This window comes from Pseudalkalibacillus sp. A8, assembly GCF_045920555.1.
Classification (GTDB): Bacteria; Bacillota; Bacilli; order Bacillales; family Fictibacillaceae; genus Pseudalkalibacillus.
This window is the reverse complement of record NZ_CP174509.1, coordinates 5,356,572-5,380,758: the sequence shown is the minus strand read 5'-3', so window position 1 is coordinate 5,380,758 and position 24,187 is coordinate 5,356,572. Positions and strand designations below refer to the sequence as shown.

Here is a 24,187-nt window from a genome sequence, read left to right as displayed (position 1 = left end):
TCACCTTAGACACAGTTGTTGTCATTAGCATGGTGTGAGGTTGGGTTAGATGCCCTGTTACATATTAAATGATTGACCTTAACTATAAGGTTCGCATTACGAGCCCTATTTAATAGGGTTTACCAAACATTTCTAACAAACACTCACAAGTATTTTATTTCTTACTTTGAATAAGGATTATCGCAGCAGGTGCGTCTTATTGAGTGTAAGAAACGTGCAGTACATAAATATAAACCAAGTAGAAATGGGCGAGTCAACAAATATTGAATGAATAAAAAGGAGGGATTGCTTAATGACCTATAAAAAACGGTTGTCAGTCTTAATTTTTATTGACTCACTAATCGTATTATCGGCAATCTTCATCAGTAGTTTTATACTTAATTATAATAATTTGCTAACTTCATTACCCTTGATTATGAGTTCTATAGTCTTACTGCTTGGACATCATTTCTTCTCTTATATCTATAAACTTTACAAACGGGCGTGGCAGTATGCTAGTATCGGTGAACTCATTGTCATATTCAAGGTAGTCACCTATTCAGTAATCCTTGCAGCTTTAACACAAGTAATCCTAATTCAAAGCGTCTATTTTAGAGCATTGATGATTACCTGGATGCTACATATGCTATTGATCGGAGGCTCACGTTTCTCCTGGAGAGTTTATCGGGATACATATATGAATCCTAAAAATAAAAAGAACCGGACATTAATCATTGGCGCTGGGGCAGCAGGGAGCATGGTCGCCAGGCAGTTGAAACAAAGCAATGATACTGACTTGAATCCTGTTGGCTTCATAGATGATGACCAAAGAAAACATCATTTAGAAGTTTTGGGAGTACCTGTCGTAGGTTCTACTTCAGATATTACACAGGTAGTCCGTGATTTAGAAGTGAATCATATCGTCATAGCGATTCCTTCTTTAAATAAGAAGGAACTGAATAATATCTACCAGGAATGTGCGAAAACACAAGCTAAGACAAAGATTCTTCCGATGATTGAAGATCTGATGTTAGGTGAAGTATCTATCAATCAATTCCGTGATGTTAAAGTGGAAGATTTACTTGGTAGAGAGCCTGTTGAACTGGATACAGCAAATATAGCAGGAACGATTACTGGTAATACGGTTCTTGTTACAGGAGCTGGTGGATCGATCGGTTCTGAAATTTGCCGTCAAGTTTCGAAGTTCAATCCTGAACAATTGATTTTACTTGGGCACGGCGAGAACAGTATCTACACAATCGAGATGGAATTAAGGGAGTCATACGGTGATTCAATGGAATTCGTTCCTATTATTGCAGACGTACAAGATCGCGAACGAATCGGTAAAGTAATGGACAAGTACCGTCCAAGCGTCGTCTACCATGCAGCTGCACATAAGCATGTTCCATTAATGGAAGCGAATCCTCATGAATCAATAAAGAATAACGTGATCGGTACGAAAAATGTTGCGGAAGCAGCAAGTGATGCTGGAGTTAGCACATTCGTAATGGTATCGACGGATAAAGCGGTCAACCCGACAAGCGTCATGGGTGCGACAAAACGTATGGCGGAAATGATTGTCCAGCATATGGACACCGTCAGCAATACTCGTTTTGTAGCCGTACGTTTTGGTAATGTACTCGGAAGCCGTGGCAGTGTCATTCCATTATTCAAAAAACAGATCCAGAAAGGTGGTCCAGTGACGGTCACGCATCCAGAAATGGTCCGCTACTTCATGACGATTCCTGAGGCATCAAGATTGGTCATTCAGGCGGGTGCACTTGCAAGAGGTGGCGAGATATTTGTTTTAGATATGGGTGAACCAGTCAAGATTGTCGATCTTGCGGAAAACCTCATCAAGCTTTCTGGGTATTCGGTGGACGAAATCGGGATTGAGTTCAGTGGAGTCCGGCCTGGTGAGAAGTTGTTTGAAGAATTGCTAGGGAAAAACGAAGTGCATAAAGAACAAATCTATCCGAAAATCTACATTGGAAAATCAGTGAATGTCGATTTAAACATGGTCTTCGACTTGATTAAACAGTTCACCGAAATGGACAAGCAAACCGTAAGAGATATGGTATTGGATATTGCACATAACAGAGTTGAAACAGCCAATCGATTGTCATTGGCTAAATAGGGGAGGAGAGATGATATGAAAAAAGTACGGAAAGCGATCATCCCGGCTGCCGGTTTAGGGACACGATTCTTGCCAGCTACAAAGGCCCAACCAAAGGAAATGCTGCCGATCGTCGATAAACCAACGATTCAATATATTATTGAAGAAGCCGTAGAATCAGGAATTGAAGATATTATCATTGTTACAGGTCGTGGAAAGCGAGCAATCGAAGATCATTTTGATAAATCCTACGAACTCGAAGAAACATTACTGAAAAAAGGGAAGCTTGAACAATTAGAAGTAATCCAAGGTATTTCAAAACTGGCAAACATTTATTATATCCGACAAAAAGAGCCATTAGGATTGGGACATGCAATTGCTTGTGCAAGCCGATTCATCGGGGATGAACCATTCGCTGTACTACTAGGTGATGATATCGTCCATTCCCCTACACCTTGTTTAAAACAGTTGATGGATGTCTATGACCGCTTCAATTCATCCGTAATCGGGGTTCAGCAAGTACCCATTGAAGATACTTCAAAGTATGGAGTGATATCGATCGATAACGGTCTGTTGAATAACGGTGTTTTCCATATTGATAACCTTGTTGAAAAACCTAAACCAGAAGAAGCACCTTCCAACTACGCTATCATGGGCCGATACATCTTACGTCCAGAAATCTTTGGAATCCTTGAGAATCTTGCCCCAGGTGCAGGTCAAGAAATCCAACTGACCGATGCGATCAAGAAATTGAATGAAAACCAAATGGTGGTCGGATATGAATTTGAGGGTCAACGCTATGATGTTGGGGATAAACTTGGGTTCATCAAAGCCACCGTCGAATTTGCTTTACAACGGGATGATCTGAAGGGTGATGTACTAGATTACTTGGAAACTATATTAATGAAGGAAAAAGTACCTCAGTAAATCTTATGAGTTGTGTTATATCCGTTGGATAATAGCACAACTCATGATTTTTTTTGTAGACTAAATTTTTGATATGAATGGCCAAAAGTGGTTACCATTATGAAACTCAATAAATAATTCATCTGAAGTTACACTGATAGAGCTTCTAGTTCTTATAACGATAATCGTTATTATAGTTGATTATCGTAGATACATGGAAAAAGCAAGTGAAGATATATGCAATGCTAAACGTCTGGAGATGGAGGAAGCGGAGATTGAATGGTACATATAATAGGAAGAAACTCGGTTAAATTTGAAAAAGAGGTAGTTTGAATAGATATTACGAGGTGACTATCTAAAATGGAGTAACACAATATATTAATTTTGTCTATTTGCATAATAATCTAAGATCCTATAAGAAATGGATGGAATAATCCCCTGAATATGTTGATTTAGAGGGAAGTATAATTTTGCATAATTGTACGACGTAGGTATATCTTAAATTTAGTGGTTTAGTAGTTGGTTGGAAATAGAGATTCCAATTAAGTTCTAACTTACTAAATAACATTTCAAGGAGTGTTACACGCATGTACATGAAATTTAAAAGATTAATAGATATCATTCTTTCTTTAATTGGACTTATAGTATTATCACCGATTTATTTAATTCTAATTATTGCTATTAAGCTCGACTCAAGAGGTCCGGTTCTGTTTAAGCAAAAACGTATTGGTATTAACAAGACACATTTCAATATTTTGAAATTCCGCACTATGAGAATAGATACGCCTAAGGACACTCCAACTCATTTGCTAGAAAACCCAGATCAGTATATTACTAAAATGGGTAAGTTTTTAAGAAAGACTTCACTTGATGAGTTACCGCAGATTTGGAATATCTTTGTTGGGCAAATGAGTATTATTGGGCCAAGACCAGCATTGTGGAACCAATACGATCTTATTGCTGAAAGAGATAAGTATAGTGCTAATGATGTTCCGCCAGGATTGACTGGATGGGCGCAAATTAATGGTAGAGATGAACTTCCTATTGAAGCAAAGGCGAAGTTGGATGGCGAGTATGTAGAGAAAATCAGTTTTGGGATGGATGTTAAGTGTTTCTTTGGAACAATCGTAAGTGTTTTGAAGAGTGATGGGGTTGTTGAAGGTGGAACTGGAACAACAACTAAAAAAGAGGTTGCCGCTACTAAAAATCAGACAAAATAAAATTAAGAGATGGATAAGGTGCTTCTGGATGGATAATAAAATTACATTATTTATAAACACAGTAAAATATCTCAAGCCTTCACAGATATATTATAGACTGTTTAATAGGTTAAAACGAGAACTATATACAAGGAAATTATTATCAATAAAAATACCTAACGAAATAAAAGTTAGGCAGAACTACGATTACATTATACCTGAAGTAGACTTTTATAAGGAGTATTTAGATAGGTTTGACATCGATGACATCTTTAAGGATAAATTTACATTTATTAATTTAACAAACCAAATTGAATTATCAAAAGCGTGGAATAACAAAGAATTACAACATTTGTGGAGATATAACTTACATTATTTTGAGTACTTATTCAAAATAGCTCATGAGTTTTCATTTGGGAATAATCAAACAAAGTACTATGAAAAATTTAGAGACATGATTACAAATTGGATTGATAATAATCCGTATGCTTATGGTGATGGATGGCATCCATATACAATTTCATTAAGACTCACAAACTGGATTGCTACGTATCAAGTATTTGAAAAAGCTATCAAATTGGATAGTGAATTTAATAAAATGTATAGAGAGTCCCTGTTCTTACAGTATCAATATTTACAAATAAATTTAGAAAAAGATGTTTTAGGAAATCATTATTTTGAAAATATTAAAGCACTTATTATCGGGAGTGTTTTTTTTGATGATATAAAAGTGAAAGAAAAGTTTAAAAAGGAATTATTAAAACAGCTAAGTGAACAAATTCTAGAAGATGGAATGCATTTTGAATTAAGTCCCATGTATCACAAAATAATCCTAGAAGATCTAATTAAAATAACTTACTGGCTTAAAGATGAAGCAATATATTATGATCTTATTTTCTATCTTCAAAAGATGATAGATGTAACCTACAGTTTTGAAAAGGACTTTGGGAAGACACCAGCCTTTAATGATAGTACTGATGGAGTTAGTAAGGATTATAAACCTCTTTTAGAAACATGTATCAAATATTTTGGATTAAGTCCAGTACCTAAAACTATCTTTAAAGAAAGTGGATTTTATATTATTAAAGATTCAAATAAGAAGCTTATTTTTGATACTGGAGAAATTTGTCCAACTTATCTGCCTGCTCATGGTCATTGTGATGCATTAAGTTTTGAATTATCAATCAAAGGAGAACCTTTCATTGTTAATTCTGGAACTTATCAGTATGAAAGTGGCCAATGGAGGGATTACTTTAGAAGTACGAAAGCCCATAACACTATTTCAATATCAAACAAAGAGCAATCACAGTTCTGGGGCAGCTTTAGAGTGGCTAAACGCATAAAGAAGGTTAATAGAAAACAATTCTTGTATAAAGATATACAATTTTATGCTGGTTCCTATGTTTCTTATACCGGTGAACAACATAAAAGGTACATCGGCTATCTAGATGAAAATACAATGATTGTTCTAGATTATGCAAATGCTTATTCGAAAGATCACATCCAAAGTTACTTACACTTTGTACCTGATGCAAGTGTGGAAATTAGCGATGATATTGTCTATGCAGATAAAGGTAGTGAAACAATTAAGCTTAAACCAATAGGTATAAGTGATATTACTGTGGAGCAAGGTTGGTATTCAGAACAATTTAATGTTAAAGAAGATAATAAACATTTAGTTCTTAAAAAAGAAAATTATGGACGTTATTTTGGATATTTAATAGATATTAATTCTGCTAACTACAAAATAGAAGAATTAGAAAACGGAATTAAAATAACAGGAGATAAAGAACTAATTATTAACTATGAAGAAATGGGAGTTATGTTATGAAGATAGTTGTTATAAGTCACTATTTCCCACCTGAAATAGGAGCACCATCCGCAAGATTATACGAAATGGCTAGACACTGGGTAGAACTTGGTAATGAAGTACATGTAGTTACGTGTTTTCCTAACCATCCTACAGGAATAATATCTAAAGAATACAGAGGTATGAAATATATGTATGAAGAAATGGATGGTATCCATGTGCACAGGAACTATGTATATGCTACACCTAATAAAGGTTTTATAAAAAAAACACTCGGACATATCTCTTTCATGTTTTCTTCTGTATTGATATCCATGCGGAAAATAAAAAATCCGGATGTAATAATAACTAGTTCCCCGACTTTCTTTTCTATCTTCTCAGGATATTGGTATAGCTTAAGAAAAAAGGCTTCATTTGTGCTTGAAATTAGAGACCTATGGCCTGCGGCAATGATTGAACTAGGAGTTATGAAAAAGGGCTTCATAACAAGGATTTTAGAAAAGATGGAGCTGTTTTTTTACAGAAATAGTAAAAAATTGATTATGGTGACGAAATCATTTAAAGAGAATGTTGTTAACAGAGGTATTGATAGTAACAAAGTGCATGTTATAACCAATGGAGTAAATCAGGAGTTATTTTACCCAAAGGAAAAAAATAAAGAAATCATTAATAAATATGATTTGGAAGATAAATTTGTTATCTCTTACGTGGGGGCACATGGTATATCTCAGAATTTAAGTACAATACTAGAGGTCGCCAAAGGTCTCGAAAAAGATAAGGAAATCCAATTCTTATTTATTGGTGAAGGTGCTGAGAAAGATAAACTAAGGCAGATTGCTAGTGAACAGGAGATCAATAATGTTACTTTTGTTGATTCGCAGCCTAAAGAGATTATTCCTGAGTTTTATAACACTTCTGATATATCCTTAATACCATTAAAGGACATAGAATTGTTCAAGACTTTTATCCCCTCAAAAATGTTTGAAATAATGGCTTGTGGTGTTCCAATAGTTGCTAGTTTGGAAGGAGAATCAGCAGATATTTTAAATGAATCTAAAGCAGCAGAAGTTGTTAAACCTGATGATCCTGAACAAATAAAGCAGGCAATTAACAAGCTTAAGAACGACAAAATATTATTAGAAAAATTAAAGATAAATGGTCCGGCTTTTGTTGAACGGAATTATTCAAGAAGAAAGCTTGCTGAACAATATTTGAAAATTATTAGTAAAGCATAGAGGGAGATTTATATGATTTTACTTACAGGTGCTACAGGTTTTCTAGGAGAGTTTGTTCTGGAAGAACTTGTGAAAAGAGGTCATGAAGTTACGTGTTTTGTTAGAAAAACTAGTAATCTTGATAAAATCAAACGATTAAATGTTAAATATGTTTATGGTGAGTTAGATGATTATATGTCAATTTGTACGGCGTTGAAGGGGAAAGAGGCACTAATTAATATAGCTTCTCTCGGATTTGGACATGCACCCAATATAGTAAATGCATGTGAAGAGATGGGAGTAAAACGATCCGTTTTTGTAAGTACCACTGGGATATTTACCAAGTTAAACCCTGATAGCAAAGGAGTTAGATTAGAGGCTGAGAAATTGATTAAAGAAAGTGGACTTGATTACACAATTATTCGCCCAACTATGATTTATGGAACTCCAGATGATCGTAATATGTGGAGGCTAGTAAAGTATTTGAAAAGATTACCTGTATTACCAATACTAGGTTCAGGGACTTATTTGCAACAACCAGTATATGTGAAAGATTTAGCAAATGTTATTGTAAATGCTTATGAAAAAAACGTAAGTATTAAGAAAGCCTATAATGTATCTGGCGCTAAACCACTTACTTATAATGAGGTTGTTAATATTACAGGTAAGGCCCTTGGTAAAAAGGTAATTAGAATTCATATACCAATACAGGTGAGCTATAACTTGTTAAAACTGTATGAAAAAGTATCTAAAAAGCCCAAGTTGAAAGCTGAACAAGTACTAAGGCTTAATGAAAACAAAGATTTCTCATATGAAGATGCAAAGAATGATTTAGGGTATAATCCATTAAGCTTCGAAGAGGGAATAAAACTTGAAGTATCGGAAAGATAACTGACCAAAGGAAGGTATTTAAATGATTAATATTATTGGACTCGGCTATATTGGTTTACCCACAGCGCTAATGTTTGCAAAAAGTGGGTTAAAGATAGTTGGAACAGATTATAATGCAAATCTGGTAAACCTGCTAACTGAAGGTAAGCTTACTTTTGAGGAAGAAGGATTAGAAAAATTATTCCAAGAAGCAATTTCTAATGGGATTGAATTTGCGACAGAATATCAGAAAACACACACTTATATCATTGCTGTTCCAACACCTTACATTAAAGATAGCAAGAAACTTGATCCAAAGTATGTTATTTCAGCAGTAAACAGTGTTTTAGATGTTTGTGAAAAAGGTGCAGCAATAATTATTGAATCAACAATTTCACCAGGGACCACTGATAAATATATACGCCCAGAAATAGAAAAAAGAGGATATGTTATTGGAGAAGATGTTCATCTATTACATGCACCAGAAAGAATAATTCCCGGAAATATGATCTATGAACTTGAGCATAACTCAAGAACAATTGGGGCAGATAACCAGGAAATAGGTGAAAAGATTAAAGGGCTATATTCAAATTTCTGTAAAGCAGAAATTGTAGTAACGGATATTAGATCAGCGGAGATGTCTAAGGTAGTAGAAAATACCTATCGAGATATTAATATTGCATTTGCTAATGAATTAGCTAAAATCTGTCGTACCGATAATATGGATGTCTATGAAATTATTAGAATTGCGAATATGCATCCACGAGTTAATATATTACAACCGGGGCCCGGTGTTGGTGGGCATTGTATTTCAGTTGACCCATGGTTCTTGGTTGGTGATTATCCAGACTTAACTAACCTTATATTAACTGCACGAAAAATAAATGATTCAATGCCAAGACATGTATTGGGTCGAATTAGAGATATCATGAGAGAGCATTATATAAAAGATATTTCAAAAGTTGGTTTATATGGTTTGGCGTATAAAGAAAATGTTGATGACACAAGAGAGAGTCCCACTCTTCAATTATTAGAAAGAATGGATGAGCACTTGGCTTTTGGTGTGAAAGTTTTTGATCCATTTGTTAAGGAAAGAACTGTCGATCATCAATTCATGAACTTTGAAGACTTTTTAAATGAGGTAGAAATCCTTGTAGTAATGGTGGGACATGATCATATTAAAAATAATATGGAAGCCATAAAAGATAAGCTCGTACTTGATACAAAAAATATATGTGTTTTTGATGGAGTGTATAAATTATAACAAAATAGTTTATTGTAAATTACTATGTATAAATTTTAATATGGTTTAAATTAGTGAAATTAAAGTCAACCTTTAATACGAGGATTGTGAAATTATGGAGAAAGTTAGTTTGACTAAAATATCGACTGTTCCTTCTATAAGAAGGAATTTTTCTTGGACACTCTTTGGTAATCTAATTTATGCATTTACCCAATGGGTAATTATCTCTATTATCACTAAATTAGGAGATGCTGAAATGTTAGGACAATATGCTTTAGCATTAGCAGTAACTGCACCTATTTTTTTATTTTTGCAAATGAATTTACGCTCTGTTCAGGCTACTGATCAAAAAGACAAATTTGCTTTAAGAGATTACCTTGGTTTAAGAGTATTAACAGTTTTGGTTGCGTGGGTAATTATATTTTTTTTGTTGTTATTTAGTAATTATTCTTTTCAAGTTACTATGTTAGTTTTATTTGTGGGAATTGCTAAAAGTGCAGAATCCTTTAGTGAGGTTTTTTACGGGAATTTCCAAAAGTTAGAGCAAATGAAATATATCTCAGTATCCAAAATAATTAGAGGTATTATTTCTTGCTTAGCGGTATGGTTATGCTTATATTTAACAAACAATATTGTTTTTTCAATTATGGCTTTTTCTTTAATTTGGCTGAGTTCCTTGGCTCTAGTAGATATTCCATTAACAATTAACCTTTTAAAAAGAGCATATGGAATTATAAAAAGTAAAGAGTATTTACCGAAAATTAATTTATCAACTTCTAAAAATATTGTGTTAATTGCAATTCCACTAGGAATAGCAGGAACAATAGATTCATTAAATACAAACATTCCAAGGTATTTGATTTCTTACTATCACGGAGAAGAAAGTCTAGGTTACTTCGTGGCTATTTCTTATATTATTATTATTGCTCATACTGTAATAGTAGCCCTATGCCATTCTGCAACACCAAGGCTCTCGAAATATTTTTTAGATAACATTCTTGCTTTTAAAAAGCTACTCTTTAATCTTACTTTTATAGGTATATTAATAAGTGCAATGGCGATAATCGTTAGTTTCACTTTAGGAGGAAGTTTATTATCTATTTTATACAATGATACTTATAAGGAATATAAAGGTTTGTTAATAATAATAATGGTTGCTGGTTGTATATGGTATTTATTTGGCTTTTTAAATACGGCTATTATAGCCTCGAGGAATTTTAAGCTGCAAATACCAATACTGTTGATTAGTATGATAACAACATTTATTTCTGCCTATATATTAGTTCCTTCTATGCAATTGGAAGGAGCAGCATATTCATTAATAATTGGTTATTTAGTAAGGTTGTTAATAAGTTGCTATTTTGTTGGAAAGATAATTAGTCAAAAGAACAAAACAGAATATAACTTGAATTAGAAAGGGGGAACATTATTGAATAAAATATTAGTTGTATATAAAAGATGTGGTTTAATTATAGGGAATTATAGAATACTAAGAGGCTTTTTTTTAAGACTTCTTAGTATTTGCTATACTGCAAACTTAAAATTAGCCGGTGCAAAAATAGGTAAAAATTCATTAATACAATATGGTACTAGGGTGGAAAAACCTAAGAAATTGAGGGTAGGAAGTAATTGTTTAATATGTAAAGATGTTTCTATTGTGAGTGAACTTGAAGAAGGGGAATTAGTAATAGAAGATCAGGTACAAGTTAATAATGGTGTAATATTGGATCATGCAGGTGGAATTATTATTAAAAAAGGTACTTTAATCTCTGAACAAGCGATTATTTATACACATTCACATGGATATAATCCACGATCTAACCCTAAAGCTATACCTTTAGTAATAGAAGAAAACACATGGATAGGGTCAAAAGCTATTATACTACCAAGTGTTAACAAAATAGAAGAGGGTTCCATAGTTGCGTCAGGAGCAGTTCTAACCAAGAATACTATTAGAAATTCCATATTTGCAGGCAATCCTGCTAAGTATATTAAAGATAAACCTCTATAATATTATTTCTTAAAATTAAAAAGTAAGTGGTGCTTTTATGATTATACTTTTATCTATCATATTATTTATAGTTTTCTCATTACCCATGCTTTATTGGAGAATAAATGGTGGAGAGCTGTTTAGCCCAATAATGATTACTGGTTTTTTGCATATTATTACTATAATACCATATTTAATATTATTGAATTTTGACAATAGTATATTAGGTGAATTAGTTTTAAATAAAATTAATAATGTTGATATTACGGTAGCTAAGTATGTAGCATTACAGTCAATTGCTTATATTTTTACTATTATGGGAATATATTCGAAGTTTGCAAATACAATTTCTGTTAAACTTCCCAGGTTTAAAGTGAAGATTACAAAAAAAATGTACCGAACTGCTTTTATTGTATCTTTTTGTATCGGTTTTTTTGGTTTTGTTTACATGATACAAACTTCCGGTGGATTTAATTATTTATTATCTAATATAGAAAGACGTTCAAGTATACTTTCTGGGAATGGTTATATAGGTAGTATAACTCAATTAATGACATTCTCTGTTATATTGTTAGCTTATTCGAAAGGAATTTTTAATACTCGATTTAAAAATTTTTTTATTTTGCTTTCCATTCTAATTGTAGTAATTATAGAGTCAATGACTGGAGCTAGAAAAGATTCGGTATACCTTATATTCTTTGTTTTTTTAGTCCTACATTATGGATATAAAGAATTTAAAAAAATACCTAAAAAGTCAATAATAGTAGTTGTTTTAGTTGTTTTTTATGCAATAATTATGCCCTTAATAAGAAGTGAGGGAGGAATAGAAAAATATAATAATCATCCCTCATTATTAATAGAAGACTCAATAGAATCTGCTTCAAATTCACTTAATGGAATTAGTTATGTTCGCCACTATATGTTAATAATAAATGAATTTAATATAAGTAATATATGGTTAGGAAAAAGCTATTTAGATTTATTATATGCACCGCTCCCTAGTTCAATTTATGAGCATAAACCTCCAATAGATGATGGAGTATACTTAAGAACTATAGCAGGTGGATCAACAGTTATTCCACCTACCCCTTTTAAAGAAATGTTTCCATCTTCTTGGCCAATAGAATCATTCGGAGCGATGTATATGAATTTTTGGTTTATTGGTATAACTTTAGGTATGTATCTTTTAGGGTTTATTTACAAGGTAGCATATAACTACATGAAAGTCTCCGGATATAGCTACTTTTCAATCCTATTATATGGACATATATTGTTGAACTTTCAATTAAGTAATTTAAGAATTGTGCAAGCACTTACTTTTGTTTTTATTTTATTTACATTCTCTTTAATTTTCTTTGGAATGAAAAAAGAAGAAATTAGGCAACCCTAGTGTTCAAATCTAAGATAAATATGAACTTTATTTCTCAGTAATAAATATTTATTAAGGAGGCAAAGAATAATACCTTGTATGAAAACTGGCACGATAACGAGATCTAATAAAATACTATTTTGTTGGATTAGTTTAAAAGTTGGTTAAATATCTTTGTAAAATGTTTCCTTAGAAAGCACTTATAAAATTTAAATCTTAGTGGGGAGATAGAATGAAAAAAATTTTAATATTAAGTAATTATTACTTACCAGGCTATAAAGCTGGAGGGCCTATACAATCCATCGCTAATCTAGTAGAACATCTTGATGAGAATTTTGACTTTAAAGTAATTACTAAGGATAGAGATATCGGTGATGAAAGATCTTATGATGGAATTAAAGTCGATGGATGGAATTTTGTGGATAATGCAAATGTTTATTATCATAGCCCAAATAAATTTGATTTGAAAGTAATAAGTAATCTGTTAAAGAATACTGAGTATAATATACTTTATTTAAATAGTTTTTTCTCGAAGAAATATGCAATTTATCCGCTTATATTAAAGAAGTTAAATATAATAAACAAACCAATAGTGTTAGCACCACGAGGTGAGTTAAGTAAAGGTGCACTCTCCTTAAAAAGGAAAAAAAAAATACTTTTTATAAATATTACCAAAGTATTAGGTTTATATAAAAATATAATATGGCATGCAACTAACGAATTAGAAAAAGCAGAAATTAAAAAAATATTTGGTGAAAATATCAGTGTGAAGATAGCGTCTAACTTGCCAAAAATGGTAAATAATCATGATAACCTGAAAAGAATTAATAAAGATAAAGGAAAAATAAAAATTATCTATCTGTCACGAATTACTCCAAAGAAAAACTTAAAATTTGCATTGAATTTGTTAAAAGAAATAAAAGATTTGGATATAGAGTTTAATATATATGGGGGTATAAGTGATAAAGGTTATTGGAAAGAGTGTGAAATGATTATTGAGCAGATGCCACCAAGTGTGAAAGTTAAATATAATGGTCCAATTTCACATAATCTTGTAAGTGGTAAATTCCGTTCAAATCATGTGTTCTTACTCCCCACACTAGGCGAAAATTACGGACATGTTATATATGAATCCTTATCGAATGGATGTGTCCCTATAATAAGTGACCAAACACCATGGGGAAAGATTAATGACCTCAAGGCAGGATGTAGTATTTCATTAGAATCCACCTCTAAGTATATTAGTGTAATTAAAAAATTTACAGCTATGGATAATACAGAATTTAGCGTATATTCAAACAACGCTATTAATTATGCAAATAGTTATGTTTACGACCAAAATTTAATTGAAGAAAGTATGTTAATCTTTGAGGATTAATAAAGTTCTTATGTAATTTTTAATGTTAAATAGAAAGGAGTTGAGTCTAATGGTATTAAAGAGATTAAAAAAAGTAGTAGAAGAAATCCCTGAACCAATAAGTAGTAAATTTGTTTATGTCCCTTTTTCTCTTAGATTAGGAAGTCAGTATTTAAAATCGAAAAAAGACATTATATATTTTGAAACACTAAGTCCTCCAGAACAAAAAAAATATATTTTCGATAAATTCAAAAAAATAGTTACTTATTCTTATTTTAATAGTAAATTTTATAGCGATTTTTATAAAAAAAATAAGTTTTATATTGAGTCACTTAAAACCTTTGAAGATATAGAAAGGGTACCAATTATTACAAAGAAAACACTTCAAAATTATGGTATTGAATCTCGTTCAATATCAGAAAAAGGTAGATTATTAGTTAATACTGGAGGAACATCCGGTCAACCCTTAAATTTTTATTTAGATTCTAAGGCATTTGCTAGAGAATGGGGTCATATGCATACCATTTGGTCAAAATTAGGCTATCAACATACAGATTTAAAGCTAATATTTAGAGGTAAAAACCTTGGGGATATGCCATATAAGTATAACCCTGTCCATAATGAATATATTATAAATTCATATATTGATCTAAACGATTTAATAAACCATTTATCTAGACTATTAAACCAAAAAAAAGTGTCTTATATTCATGGATATCCCAGCTCTATATATAACTTTTCAGAATATATTGAAAAGAATTCTCCAAAAATGATAACAAAAATAAGGGAAAATTTAAAAGGTGTATTACTTGGTTCGGAATATCCAGCTCCAATTTACAGAAATAAAATTGAGAAGGTTTTAGGTGTACCAACCCTATCATGGTACGGGCATAGCGAAATGGCTGTATTAGCATACGAAAAAGAGAAAAAATATTGCTATAATCCTATGCAAACATACGGATTTACTGAAGCGGTAATTAACGGACAAGGAAGTTATCGACTTATTGGAACATCTTATAATAATACTGCATCACCATTTATTCGCTATGATACAGGTGACCTAATAACCCCAATTAATAAAGTCGATGGGATTCTTAAAGAATTTCAAATTGAGTCAGGACGTATTGGGGATTTTATTATAGATAATAAAGGGCATAGCATTAGCCTAACTGCAATGATTTTTGGAAGGCATCATGATGCATTTGGGTATGCTAAGTTTATACAAGTAAAGCAAAGTAGATCTGGGGTAGCAACTATACTAATAACTCCAATGGCTGAGGAAAGTAATACAAGTATTGATTGGAGAAGTAAGTTTGATTTCTCTAATATCGATATGAGAATTGAATTTCAAATATTAGCAAACCCTGTTTTGTCTCCTGCAGGAAAGGTACCATTGTTAATAAAATAAAGTTTTGATAGAGAGGGTGAACTGCTGAAAAAGGCAGAAATTTTATGTATCAATTACTCCAAAGCTTAAAAACAGGTGAAACTATTATAGAATCAATCCCAGTGCCTGCAGGTCAAGATAACTACGTATTAATCAAATCAATTTCATCAGTAGTATCTGCTGGAACTGAAAGAATGCTTGTTGATTTTGGTAAATCTAACTATTTACAGAAAGCTAAGCAACAACCGGAAAAAGTAAAGCAAGTTCTGGATAAAGTTAAAACTGACGGTCTTCAACCAACAATTAATGCTGTAAAAACAAAACTTGATCAACCTATTCCCCTAGGGTATTCTAATGCGGGAATAGTGGTGGAAGTTGGAAAAAATGTTGAAGAATTTAAAGTTGGGGACAGAGTTATATCAAACGGTTCACATGCAGAATATGTATGTGCTCCTAAGAATTTGTGTGCCAAGATTCCAGAGGGAGTCGATTATGACGAGGCAGCCTTTACAGTTGTGTCGTCAATTGGTTTACAAGGTATAAGATTAGCAAATCCTACATTAGGTGAAACCTTCGTGGTAATAGGTTTGGGCTTGATAGGATTGTTATCAGTACAGCTTTTAAAAGCACATGGATGTAATGTAATAGCAACTGATTTTGATAATAATAAAGTAGAATTGGCAAAATCCTTTGGTGCGGACGCAATTAACCTGTCAGAAGGGTTAAATCCTGTAAATTATGCAAACAAAGTAACCAATGGACGTGGGGTAGATGGAGTATTAATAACTGCTAGTGCGAAAAGTAGTGAACCCGTTAGTCAAGCTGCAAATATGTGTCGAAAAAGAGGAAGAATTGTATTAGTTGGTGTTACAGGGCTTGAATTAATGAGGTCAGAGTTCTATGAAAAAGAATTATCCTTTCAGGTTTCTTGCTCTTATGGACCTGGTAGATATGATACCAATTACGAAGAAAAGGGACAAGATTACCCATTAGGATTTGTTAGGTGGACAGAACAACGAAATTTTGAGGCTGTTTTGAATATGATGAAAGACGGAAAGATAGATACCAAACCCCTTATTTCACAAACTTATTCTATTAAAGATGCTGGAAAGGCTTATAAAACATTAAGTGAGGATAAAAAAGTAATAGGGTTAATACTCCATTACCCAGATAGTGGTGAACCAGACCGAGTAAATAAAACAGTCAATTTGAGAAACGGAAATATCGAGAAGGATAGTAAGATTCAACTTGGAGTTATTGGGGCTGGTAATTTCACTAATCAAGTATTGCTTCCGGCAATGAAGAACCTAGATATAAATTTAAGAACCATTGTTAGTAGTGGAGGAGTAAATGGTGTCCATGTAGGTAAAAGGTTCAACTTTGAACAAACAACAACTGATAGTGAAGAGGTCATTAATGATCCAAAAATAAATACAGTTGTTATAACTACCAGACATGATACTCATGCGGAATACGTCTCTAGAAGCTTAAGAGCTAATAAGCATGTTTTTGTTGAAAAGCCTTTATGTTTATCAAAAGAAGAATTAGTGGGCCTAAAAAAAATTGACTACAGTAATAAAATTTTAATGGTAGGTTTTAATAGGAGGTTTGCTCCTCATATCGATAAAATGAAGGAATTGTTGAGAACTACCACCCAGCCGAAAACAATGGTAATGATGGTTAATGCGGGAGATATTTCATCAGATCATTGGACTCAAGATCCTCTTGTAGGTGGCGGAAGGATTATTGGAGAGGCTTGTCATTTTATAGATTTACTTCGATATATTGCAGGCAGCAGAATTGAAAATATTAATGCAATTAAAATTAGTGATAGTTCCCAAAAAGTGACCGAGGATAAAGCAACTATAACGATGACATTTGGGGATGGTTCAATCGGAACAGTACATTATTTTGCAAATGGTCATAAGTCTTATCCAAAAGAACGTTTAGAAGTATTTGTAGATGGTAAAATTCTTTCATTAGATAACTTCAAAAGTTTAACTGGCTATGGTTGGACAAACTTTAAAAAAATGAAACTTAGATCACAAGATAAAGGGCACGTTAATGAAATGAAGGCCTTTATTAACGGTGTGAAAAATGGTGAATCTCCAATTGAATTAGGAGAAATATTTGAAGTTACAGAAGCATCTTTGGAAGCTGCAAGACAACTAAGGAATGAGTAATTTCTTAATACAAGAAACTTGTTCATAGTGAATTCTTAAATAAAGTTGGTAGATATAATGAAGAAAAAAGTAATGGTTGTATTTGGAACGAGGCCAGAAGCTATTAAAATGTGCCCCTTGGTTAAAGAAATGAAAACACGAGAAAAGTTAGACACTATCGTTTGCGTTACAGGTCAGCATAGAGAAATGTTAGACTAAGTTTTAAATGTGTTTGATGTTGTCTCGGATTTTGACTTATCCATTATGAAAGCAAAACAGACCTTATTTGATGTGAGGGTAAATATTTTAGAAAAAATGAAATCTGTATTAGAAGAAAGTAAAGCCGGACGTAGTTTTAGTTCATGGTGATACTTCTACAACTTTTGTAACATCTTTAGCATGTTTTTACATGCAGATTCCGGTTGGCCATGTAGAGGCAGGTTTAAGAACTTATAATATCTACTCACCATATCCAGAAGAATTTAATCGTCAAGCTGTAGGCATTGTAGCGAAGTATAAAATAATTTTGCACCAACTGATATTTCTAAAGAGAAAAGACTCATCTTCTATATATGTAACTGGTAATACTGCCATAGATGCACTTAAAACTACCGTTAGAGAAGATTATCCTCACGCGCATCTTGTCTGGGCTTATGATAGCAGACTTATAATGATTACTGCTCATAGAAGAGAGAATCTTGGGGCGCCAATGAGGAATATGTTTAAAGCAATTAAAAGAATCATAGATGAGCATCCGGATATTAAAGTAATATACCCAATTCATATGAACCCATTAGTAAGGGAAGCAGCAAATGATATTCTAGGAAATTGCGAAAGAGTTAAAATTATTGAGCCTTTGGAGGTCTTGGATTTCCATAATTTTCTTTCTAGAGCATATTTGATATTGACTAATAGTGGGGGTATTCAGGAGGAGGCTCCAAGTCTAGGTAAGTCAGTGTTGGTAATGCGTGATACCACAGAGCGACCTGAAGGTGTAGCTTCTGGAACTTTAAAGTTAGTCGGGACTAATGAAGATTATATTTAAAATACATTTAAACTACTTCTTGAAGATCAGGTTAAGTATGAAAAAATGAGTAAAGCCAGCAATCCCTATGGTGATGGTTTTGCTAGTAAGAGGATAGCGGATGTATTGGAACATTAAGAAATGCACTCCGTCTTATAATTCAAGATATCTAAAAGCTAGATAGATCATAAAATCTTATTTAAAATACTATGAAAAACACTAAAGCTATAAACGAAAAGGAAGTAAAGAAAATGAAAATAACAATTGCTGGAACAGGCTATGTTGGCTTGTCAAATGCAATTTTACTAGCCCAACATAATGAAGTAATAGCACTCGATATTATTCAAGAAAAAGTAGAAATGATCAACAATAAAAGGTCTCCTATTATTGATAATGAGATCGAAGAATATTTAGCAACAAAAGAACTAAATCTAACTGCAACTACTGACAATTATAAAGCTTATAAAGATACAGATTTTGTAATCATTTCAACACCTACGAATTATGATCCAGAGAAAAACTATTTTAATACTAGAACTGTTGAAGCGGTTATCGCTAATATTCTATCTATTAATCCAGATGCGGTAATGGTAATCAAGTCTACAGTCCCAGTTGGTTATACAGAAAAAATAAAAGAAAAATTCGAAACGGATAATATCATCTTCTCACCAGAGTTTTTAAGAGAAGGAAAGGCTTTATATGATAATTTACATCCTTCACGTATAATTGTTGGGGAACAGTCTAATAGGGCTAAAGTGTTTGCTGACTTATTAGTTCAAGGAGCTATTATGGATGATATCCCTGTGTTATTTACCAATTCAACAGAAGCGGAAGCTATTAAACTATTTGCCAACACATACCTTGCGATGAGAGTCGCATTTTTTAATGAGCTCGATTCTTATTCAGAGGTAAGAGGATTAGACAGTAAGCAAATTATTGATGGAGTGGGCTTAGATCCACGAATTGGTAACCACTATAATAATCCTTCTTTTGGATATGGCGGTTACTGCTTACCTAAAGATACAAAACAGCTATTAGCCAATTACGAAGACGTTCCAAATAATATAATGACAGCAATCGTAGACGCAAATAGAACAAGAAAAGATCATATTGCCGAAATGATTATTAAGAAGAATCCCAAGATTGTTGGTATTTATAGACTTACTATGAAAATGGACTCGGATAACTTTAGACAATCAGCTATCCAAGGTGTTATGAAGCGAATAAAAGCTAAAGGTATTGAAGTTGTTGTATATGAACCTGCCCTTAAAGAGGAAGAGTTTTACAATTCTAGAGTTATAAATGATTTTGAAGAATTTAAAAAAATTTCGAATATAATCGTAGCTAATCGATTATCAGATGAGTTACATGAAGTTAAGGACAAGGTCTATACAAGAGATTTATTTAGTAGGGATTAATTAACAGTAAAGTTTGCTACAAAACAAAGGTTATACCTGCTAATGCTAGTAGGTATAACCTAATATCATAATATGTATTCTAATATCTTTCTTGTATTTAATGTTAATTCTTTAGGTAAATTATGTGAATTAAAGAACATAGCTTCTTTCACCTCTGAATTGTCTACAATAATTTTACCTTCATAATTATCAGCAGTATAAATGGCAATAACACTGTATACTTTATCACCATTTGGGTATTCATGATAAAATTCCTTCCCAGAAAAAATATGAATAAGAGAAAGGTTTATTAATCTTATACCTAACTCTTCATAAAGTTCCCTATCAACAGTTTGTTCAAAGGTTTCACCAAGTTCCATATACCCACCTGGAATCCCCCAATTATTTGTATCTGCTCTGTTAACTAATAAAACTTTATTATTTGAATCCTTAAGGATAATCCCAGCTGAATTTAAAATAATAGGCATATTACCAACAACTTTTCGAATGTTTTCTATATAGCCCATCTTTTAACCTCTTTTTATAATAATTATTAAATTCCTTATTATTATATTTATTTTAGACCAGTTTTGGCAAGGCCATGAGTTTTGCTCTTCTCTTTCCCATGTATGACAAAGAGTAAAGAAGATATCCTGATTCTACATGTACACCAAAAAGTTTTCGGGATACGCTCTGTAGGCTTTTCCAGAGTTTTATTTGAGTCATTTACGACTCCATCTTTTTTACAAAATAAAATGCTGCTATACACATTAAATAGATTTGATCCTTTTTGACCAAACTAATCCTTAAGTTTAGGACCATGACTTGTGGATTCCCTTTTGATCAACTTCGCTGGCAAGAGGGTTTCCTGATACGGCTCTTCAGGATGATCGATTCGCAAGAACAACTGGTCAAGCGCTCTTTTCCCGAAGAGAGGCAGATCGATGGCCATTGTTGTGATCCGTGGTGTGGATAGACGGGAAAGCTGACCGTCATCAAAACTGAAGACAGAGGCCTGTTCAGGGACTTGTATCCCTTTGAGCTTTAAACCTGAGTTCACAAGGTAACCGAGTCCATCGTTTACGCAAAACCAGGCAGTTGGCTTTTCTGCCAATTGTGAAATATAGCTGTTGATGACTTGGTCCTCTTCTGGTGCGTTATTGAAGATCAATTCCTTCTTCGGCTCGATTCCATAGTCCTTCAAGGCAAGCAAGTACCCTTCCAGACGCTCCTGATAACTCGGTGAAAAATCGACATCTCCTACGTATGCGATCTCCTCATGCCCTAATTCGATCAAGTGCTGGACAGCAGTGTATGCACCGAAGCGGTTATTCGTCAAAATCGCATCCGCTTCGATACTCGGATGATGATGATCGATCAGCACGGTCGGAATACCGGTTTCGATCACTTTGTTGATGTATTCATTACTGATGTGCGAAAGTACAAGGACCCCATCGACCGATTTGTCTTCAATAAAGGAAGGTAAAATCAAATGGTCCCTCGCATGACTGCTGACAGATTGGATCAACAGGTTTTTATTCCTTTTCTGAACCTCTTTTTCGATCGATAAATAAATCTCCCCAAAGAAACTTTTCATTGAAAAGGCGAAATCGGAAGCAATCAAAGCGATATTGCCAGTGGCTTTTTTCTCTTTTACAGGTTGTGGGGTTTTGGGTGTGTACCGATAACCTAAATCATCCGCAACCTTATATACCTCCTTCCGTGTTTCTTCACTTACGCCCGGTTTCCCGCTCAATGCCTGTGAGACGGAGTTTTTAGAGATGTTGAGTACATCGGCAATGTCTTGCATGGTCACTTTTTTTGCCATATCAATTCAACCTTTCTTAATCTATCGCAAAATTGTCATGTTAGTAATTAATAGTAACGTTACAAATAATATACTTGTTGTTATAGATAAATACAAGGTATATGTATTATTTAATAGATTTATCGACGTAAAATTTGTAATTATTTATTGACATTACAAATTAGAGTTGTATAATTACAGAAAAGTTACAAAATAAATTACAAGCTTTATTGTCATTTTATCATACTCTCTATTAAAAGCGCTTTCAAAATGGTGAAATAAGACAATGCAAACTATGACTTACTAACTGGAGGAGAATTGATGAAAGTAGAACGCTTCAAAGAAAATCCTCTGATTACACCGGAAGATATCAAGCCATACCATGATGATCATGAAGTCATCGGGGTTTTCAACGCTGGTGTTGCAGAGTATGAAGGTGAAACATTATTGCTGCTACGGGTAGCGGAACGACCGATCAACCATGATCCCGGTGTGGTAAAGGCACCAATCATCGACTTTTCTGACGGGAAAGGAAAGTTGAAGATCATTGAGTTGGATATCCATGATCCAAACTATGACTATTCCGATCCTAGGACAGTTCTATATAATGACCCAAAAAATCGGACAGCAGCCTATCTTTCTTCGCTTTCATATATCCGAATTGCGAGAAGTAAGGATGGGCGGAACTTTACAATAGATGAGGAACCTTTCATCTATCCCGGAACGGAACGTGAAGCATGGGGGATTGAAGATCCGCGTGTGACGCAGATTGACGATACGTATTACATCCAATATAGCGCAGTATCAGCTGAGGGGATTGGCGTCGGATTGATTTCAACCACAGACTTTGTCAATTATGAACGCTTAGGTCTGATGCTTCATCCGGAGAATAAAGATGTCGCGATCTTCCCTGAAAAGATTAATGGAAAATATTATACACTCCATCGTCCGGTTCCAAAGGGCATCGGTAAACCTGAAATCTGGATCGCAGAATCGGACAATCTCATGTATTGGGGCAACCATCAGTACTTGCTTGGTTTGAGTGAGGACGGTTGGGATAACGGCCGGATCGGTGGCGGGGCAGTCCCGTTCAAAACCGAAAAAGGCTGGCTGGAAATCTACCATGCTGCTGATAAAAATGACCGCTATTGTTTAGGGGCAGTCCTATTAGACCTGGACAACCCGGCGAAAATACTCGCAAAGAGTGAAGAACCGATCCTTGTTCCGGATGCGGATTACGAGAAAGACGGATTTTTTGGAAACGTTGTCTTTACTTGCGGTGTTACCGTACAGGGAGATAACGTTAGGGTCTATTACGGGGCTGCAGATACCTCAATGGCTGCAGCGGACCTGAGTTTGAATGAGATTTTTTCTAAGCTGACCTATAAAAACTCTTTCACAAAAGCGAGGTGATGGGAATGGCTTTTACGGTACAGTCTTTGTTAGAAGATTATCAATCTAGTAAACCTGAAATCAAAGCAGAGAAGTTAACGTTCACCGGTGTCAGTGAAAAGGATGTCTATAATATTACCGCACCTTTCGAAGATGAAGGAAAACTTGTGATTGCGGGGCGTGTCGAAGGTCGCGATACCGAACATTCCGATGTTGTGTTCTTTGTTGAAGGAGACGGTGTCTGGAAGCCGAGAAAGAATACGAAGACCTACGAACTACAGGATCCTTTTGTCACCCGGATTGACGGGGAGCTCGTTTTTGGTGGCGTAGAGATTTTTCCTCATCCGACTCAAGAGGGCGCGCTCTCCTGGCGGACGGTTTTCTATCGAGGTGACAAAATAAATGAGCTGGAACGCTTTGCAGTTGGACCAGGTGGGATGAAAGACATACGCCTTATTGGATTAGCCGATAATAAAATCGGTGTATTTACCCGGCCGCAAGGAGAAAAAGGTGGTAGAGGGAAAATCGGTTATACGGAGATTGATTCGCTCGATGAATTGACTCCCGAGGTGATCGATCAAGCCCCTTTGATTACTTCCCACTTCACTGAAGAAGAATGGGGCGGAGCCAATGAAGTCCATCTCCTCGGTACTGGTGATATTGGTGTACTAGGTCATATCGCTAAATTTGATGAAGAAGGGAACCGTCATTATTATCCGATGGTGTTTGTCTATCAACCAGAGACAAATAAAATCAGCGCAATGGATCTGATTGCGACGAGAGAGGATTTTCCTGAAGGACCTTCTAAGCGGGTTGATTTAGAGGATGTTTTATTCAGCGGTGGTTTAGTACGTTTGAAGAATGGACAGGCCGAGCTTTACGTCGGTGTCAGTGACGCGGAAGCTCATAAAGCGGTTCTTCCAGATCCTTTTACTATATTCGAAACAAAAAATAAGTGATTCGAA

18 protein-coding genes and 1 pseudogene are annotated in these 24,187 nt (G+C 34.0%); 17 read left to right on the top strand and 2 right to left on the bottom strand.

Annotation, left to right across the window (positions count from 1 at the left end; translation table 11 throughout):
* Positions 1-292 precede the first annotated feature (292 nt).
* The 15 genes and pseudogenes from ACJROX_RS26980 to ACJROX_RS26910 all read left to right on the top strand — a co-directional run bounded on the left by ACJROX_RS26980 (position 293) and on the right by ACJROX_RS26910 (position 20,044).
* On the top strand, positions 293-2,116 hold the full coding sequence (locus ACJROX_RS26980; protein WP_408008273.1) for a polysaccharide biosynthesis protein: 1,824 nt from the start codon (positions 293-295) through the stop codon (positions 2,114-2,116).
* A 15-nt stretch (positions 2,117-2,131) separates the two neighbouring features.
* Positions 2,132-3,022: a UTP--glucose-1-phosphate uridylyltransferase GalU gene (gene galU, locus ACJROX_RS26975; protein ID WP_408008272.1), complete on the top strand. Its 891-nt coding sequence runs from the start codon at positions 2,132-2,134 to the stop codon at positions 3,020-3,022.
* Between the two features lie 566 nt (positions 3,023-3,588).
* The gene (locus tag ACJROX_RS26970; protein WP_408008271.1) at positions 3,589-4,221 is read left to right on the top strand and encodes a sugar transferase; all 633 of its coding nucleotides are present in this window, start codon (positions 3,589-3,591) and stop codon (positions 4,219-4,221) included.
* Complete coding sequence (locus ACJROX_RS26965; protein ID WP_408008270.1) at positions 4,163-6,031, top strand: heparinase II/III family protein; 1,869 nt, start codon at positions 4,163-4,165, stop codon at positions 6,029-6,031. The genes ACJROX_RS26970 and ACJROX_RS26965 overlap by 59 nt, the downstream gene beginning before the upstream one ends.
* Positions 6,028-7,245 (top strand): glycosyltransferase family 4 protein, encoded by a 1,218-nt coding sequence (locus ACJROX_RS26960; RefSeq protein WP_408008269.1) that lies wholly within the window; start codon positions 6,028-6,030, stop codon positions 7,243-7,245. The genes ACJROX_RS26965 and ACJROX_RS26960 overlap by 4 nt, the downstream gene beginning before the upstream one ends.
* Before the next feature lie 12 nt (positions 7,246-7,257).
* Complete coding sequence (locus ACJROX_RS26955) at positions 7,258-8,115, top strand: NAD-dependent epimerase/dehydratase family protein (protein ID WP_408008268.1); 858 nt, start codon at positions 7,258-7,260, stop codon at positions 8,113-8,115.
* A 22-nt stretch (positions 8,116-8,137) separates the two neighbouring features.
* Positions 8,138-9,358 carry a nucleotide sugar dehydrogenase gene (locus tag ACJROX_RS26950; RefSeq protein ID WP_408008267.1) on the top strand — a complete coding sequence of 407 codons (1,221 nt, stop codon included), beginning with the start codon at positions 8,138-8,140 and terminating at the stop codon, positions 9,356-9,358.
* A 94-nt stretch (positions 9,359-9,452) separates the two neighbouring features.
* The gene (locus ACJROX_RS26945; protein ID WP_408008266.1) at positions 9,453-10,751 is read left to right on the top strand and encodes an oligosaccharide flippase family protein; all 1,299 of its coding nucleotides are present in this window, start codon (positions 9,453-9,455) and stop codon (positions 10,749-10,751) included.
* A 15-nt stretch (positions 10,752-10,766) separates the two neighbouring features.
* The gene (locus ACJROX_RS26940) at positions 10,767-11,348 is read left to right on the top strand and encodes an acyltransferase (protein ID WP_408008265.1); all 582 of its coding nucleotides are present in this window, start codon (positions 10,767-10,769) and stop codon (positions 11,346-11,348) included.
* 37 nt (positions 11,349-11,385) lie between these two features.
* The gene (locus ACJROX_RS26935; protein ID WP_408008264.1) at positions 11,386-12,717 is read left to right on the top strand and encodes an O-antigen polymerase; all 1,332 of its coding nucleotides are present in this window, start codon (positions 11,386-11,388) and stop codon (positions 12,715-12,717) included.
* 211 nt (positions 12,718-12,928) lie between these two features.
* Positions 12,929-14,074, top strand: a complete 1,146-nt coding sequence (locus tag ACJROX_RS26930; RefSeq protein WP_408008263.1) for a glycosyltransferase — start codon at positions 12,929-12,931, stop codon at positions 14,072-14,074.
* Between the two features lie 49 nt (positions 14,075-14,123).
* Positions 14,124-15,461, top strand: a complete 1,338-nt coding sequence (locus ACJROX_RS26925) for a hypothetical protein (protein ID WP_408008262.1) — start codon at positions 14,124-14,126, stop codon at positions 15,459-15,461.
* A gap of 44 nt (positions 15,462-15,505) precedes the next feature.
* Positions 15,506-17,623, top strand: a complete 2,118-nt coding sequence (locus ACJROX_RS26920; protein WP_408008261.1) for a bi-domain-containing oxidoreductase — start codon at positions 15,506-15,508, stop codon at positions 17,621-17,623.
* Positions 17,624-17,680: 57 nt separating this feature from the next.
* Positions 17,681-18,764: pseudogene (gene wecB, locus ACJROX_RS26915) on the top strand (non-hydrolyzing UDP-N-acetylglucosamine 2-epimerase).
* Positions 18,765-18,877: 113 nt separating this feature from the next.
* Positions 18,878-20,044, top strand: coding sequence for a nucleotide sugar dehydrogenase (locus ACJROX_RS26910; protein WP_408008260.1), 1,167 nt, complete (start codon positions 18,878-18,880; stop codon positions 20,042-20,044).
* Between the two features lie 65 nt (positions 20,045-20,109).
* Here the strand turns inward: ACJROX_RS26910 and ACJROX_RS26905 are convergent, their stop codons facing one another.
* A complete protein-coding gene (locus ACJROX_RS26905) occupies positions 20,110-20,550 on the bottom strand; it encodes an NUDIX hydrolase (RefSeq protein ID WP_408008259.1) in 441 nt (146 codons plus the stop codon).
* A gap of 272 nt (positions 20,551-20,822) precedes the next feature.
* The gene (locus tag ACJROX_RS26900; RefSeq protein WP_408008258.1) at positions 20,823-21,851 is read right to left on the bottom strand and encodes a LacI family DNA-binding transcriptional regulator; all 1,029 of its coding nucleotides are present in this window, start codon (positions 21,849-21,851) and stop codon (positions 20,823-20,825) included.
* Positions 21,852-22,151: 300 nt separating this feature from the next.
* On the opposite strand from ACJROX_RS26900, the gene ACJROX_RS26895 reads away from it, so the two are divergent.
* Together ACJROX_RS26895 and ACJROX_RS26890 are read left to right on the top strand one after the other, a co-directional pair.
* Entirely contained in the window at positions 22,152-23,243 is a 1,092-nt protein-coding gene (locus tag ACJROX_RS26895; RefSeq protein ID WP_408008257.1) for a glycoside hydrolase family 130 protein, read from the top strand.
* Positions 23,243-24,181: an MTP-1 family protein gene (locus tag ACJROX_RS26890; protein WP_408008256.1), complete on the top strand. Its 939-nt coding sequence runs from the start codon at positions 23,243-23,245 to the stop codon at positions 24,179-24,181. Before ACJROX_RS26895 ends, ACJROX_RS26890 begins: the two co-directional genes overlap by 1 nt.
* Positions 24,182-24,187: the final 6 nt, after the last annotated feature.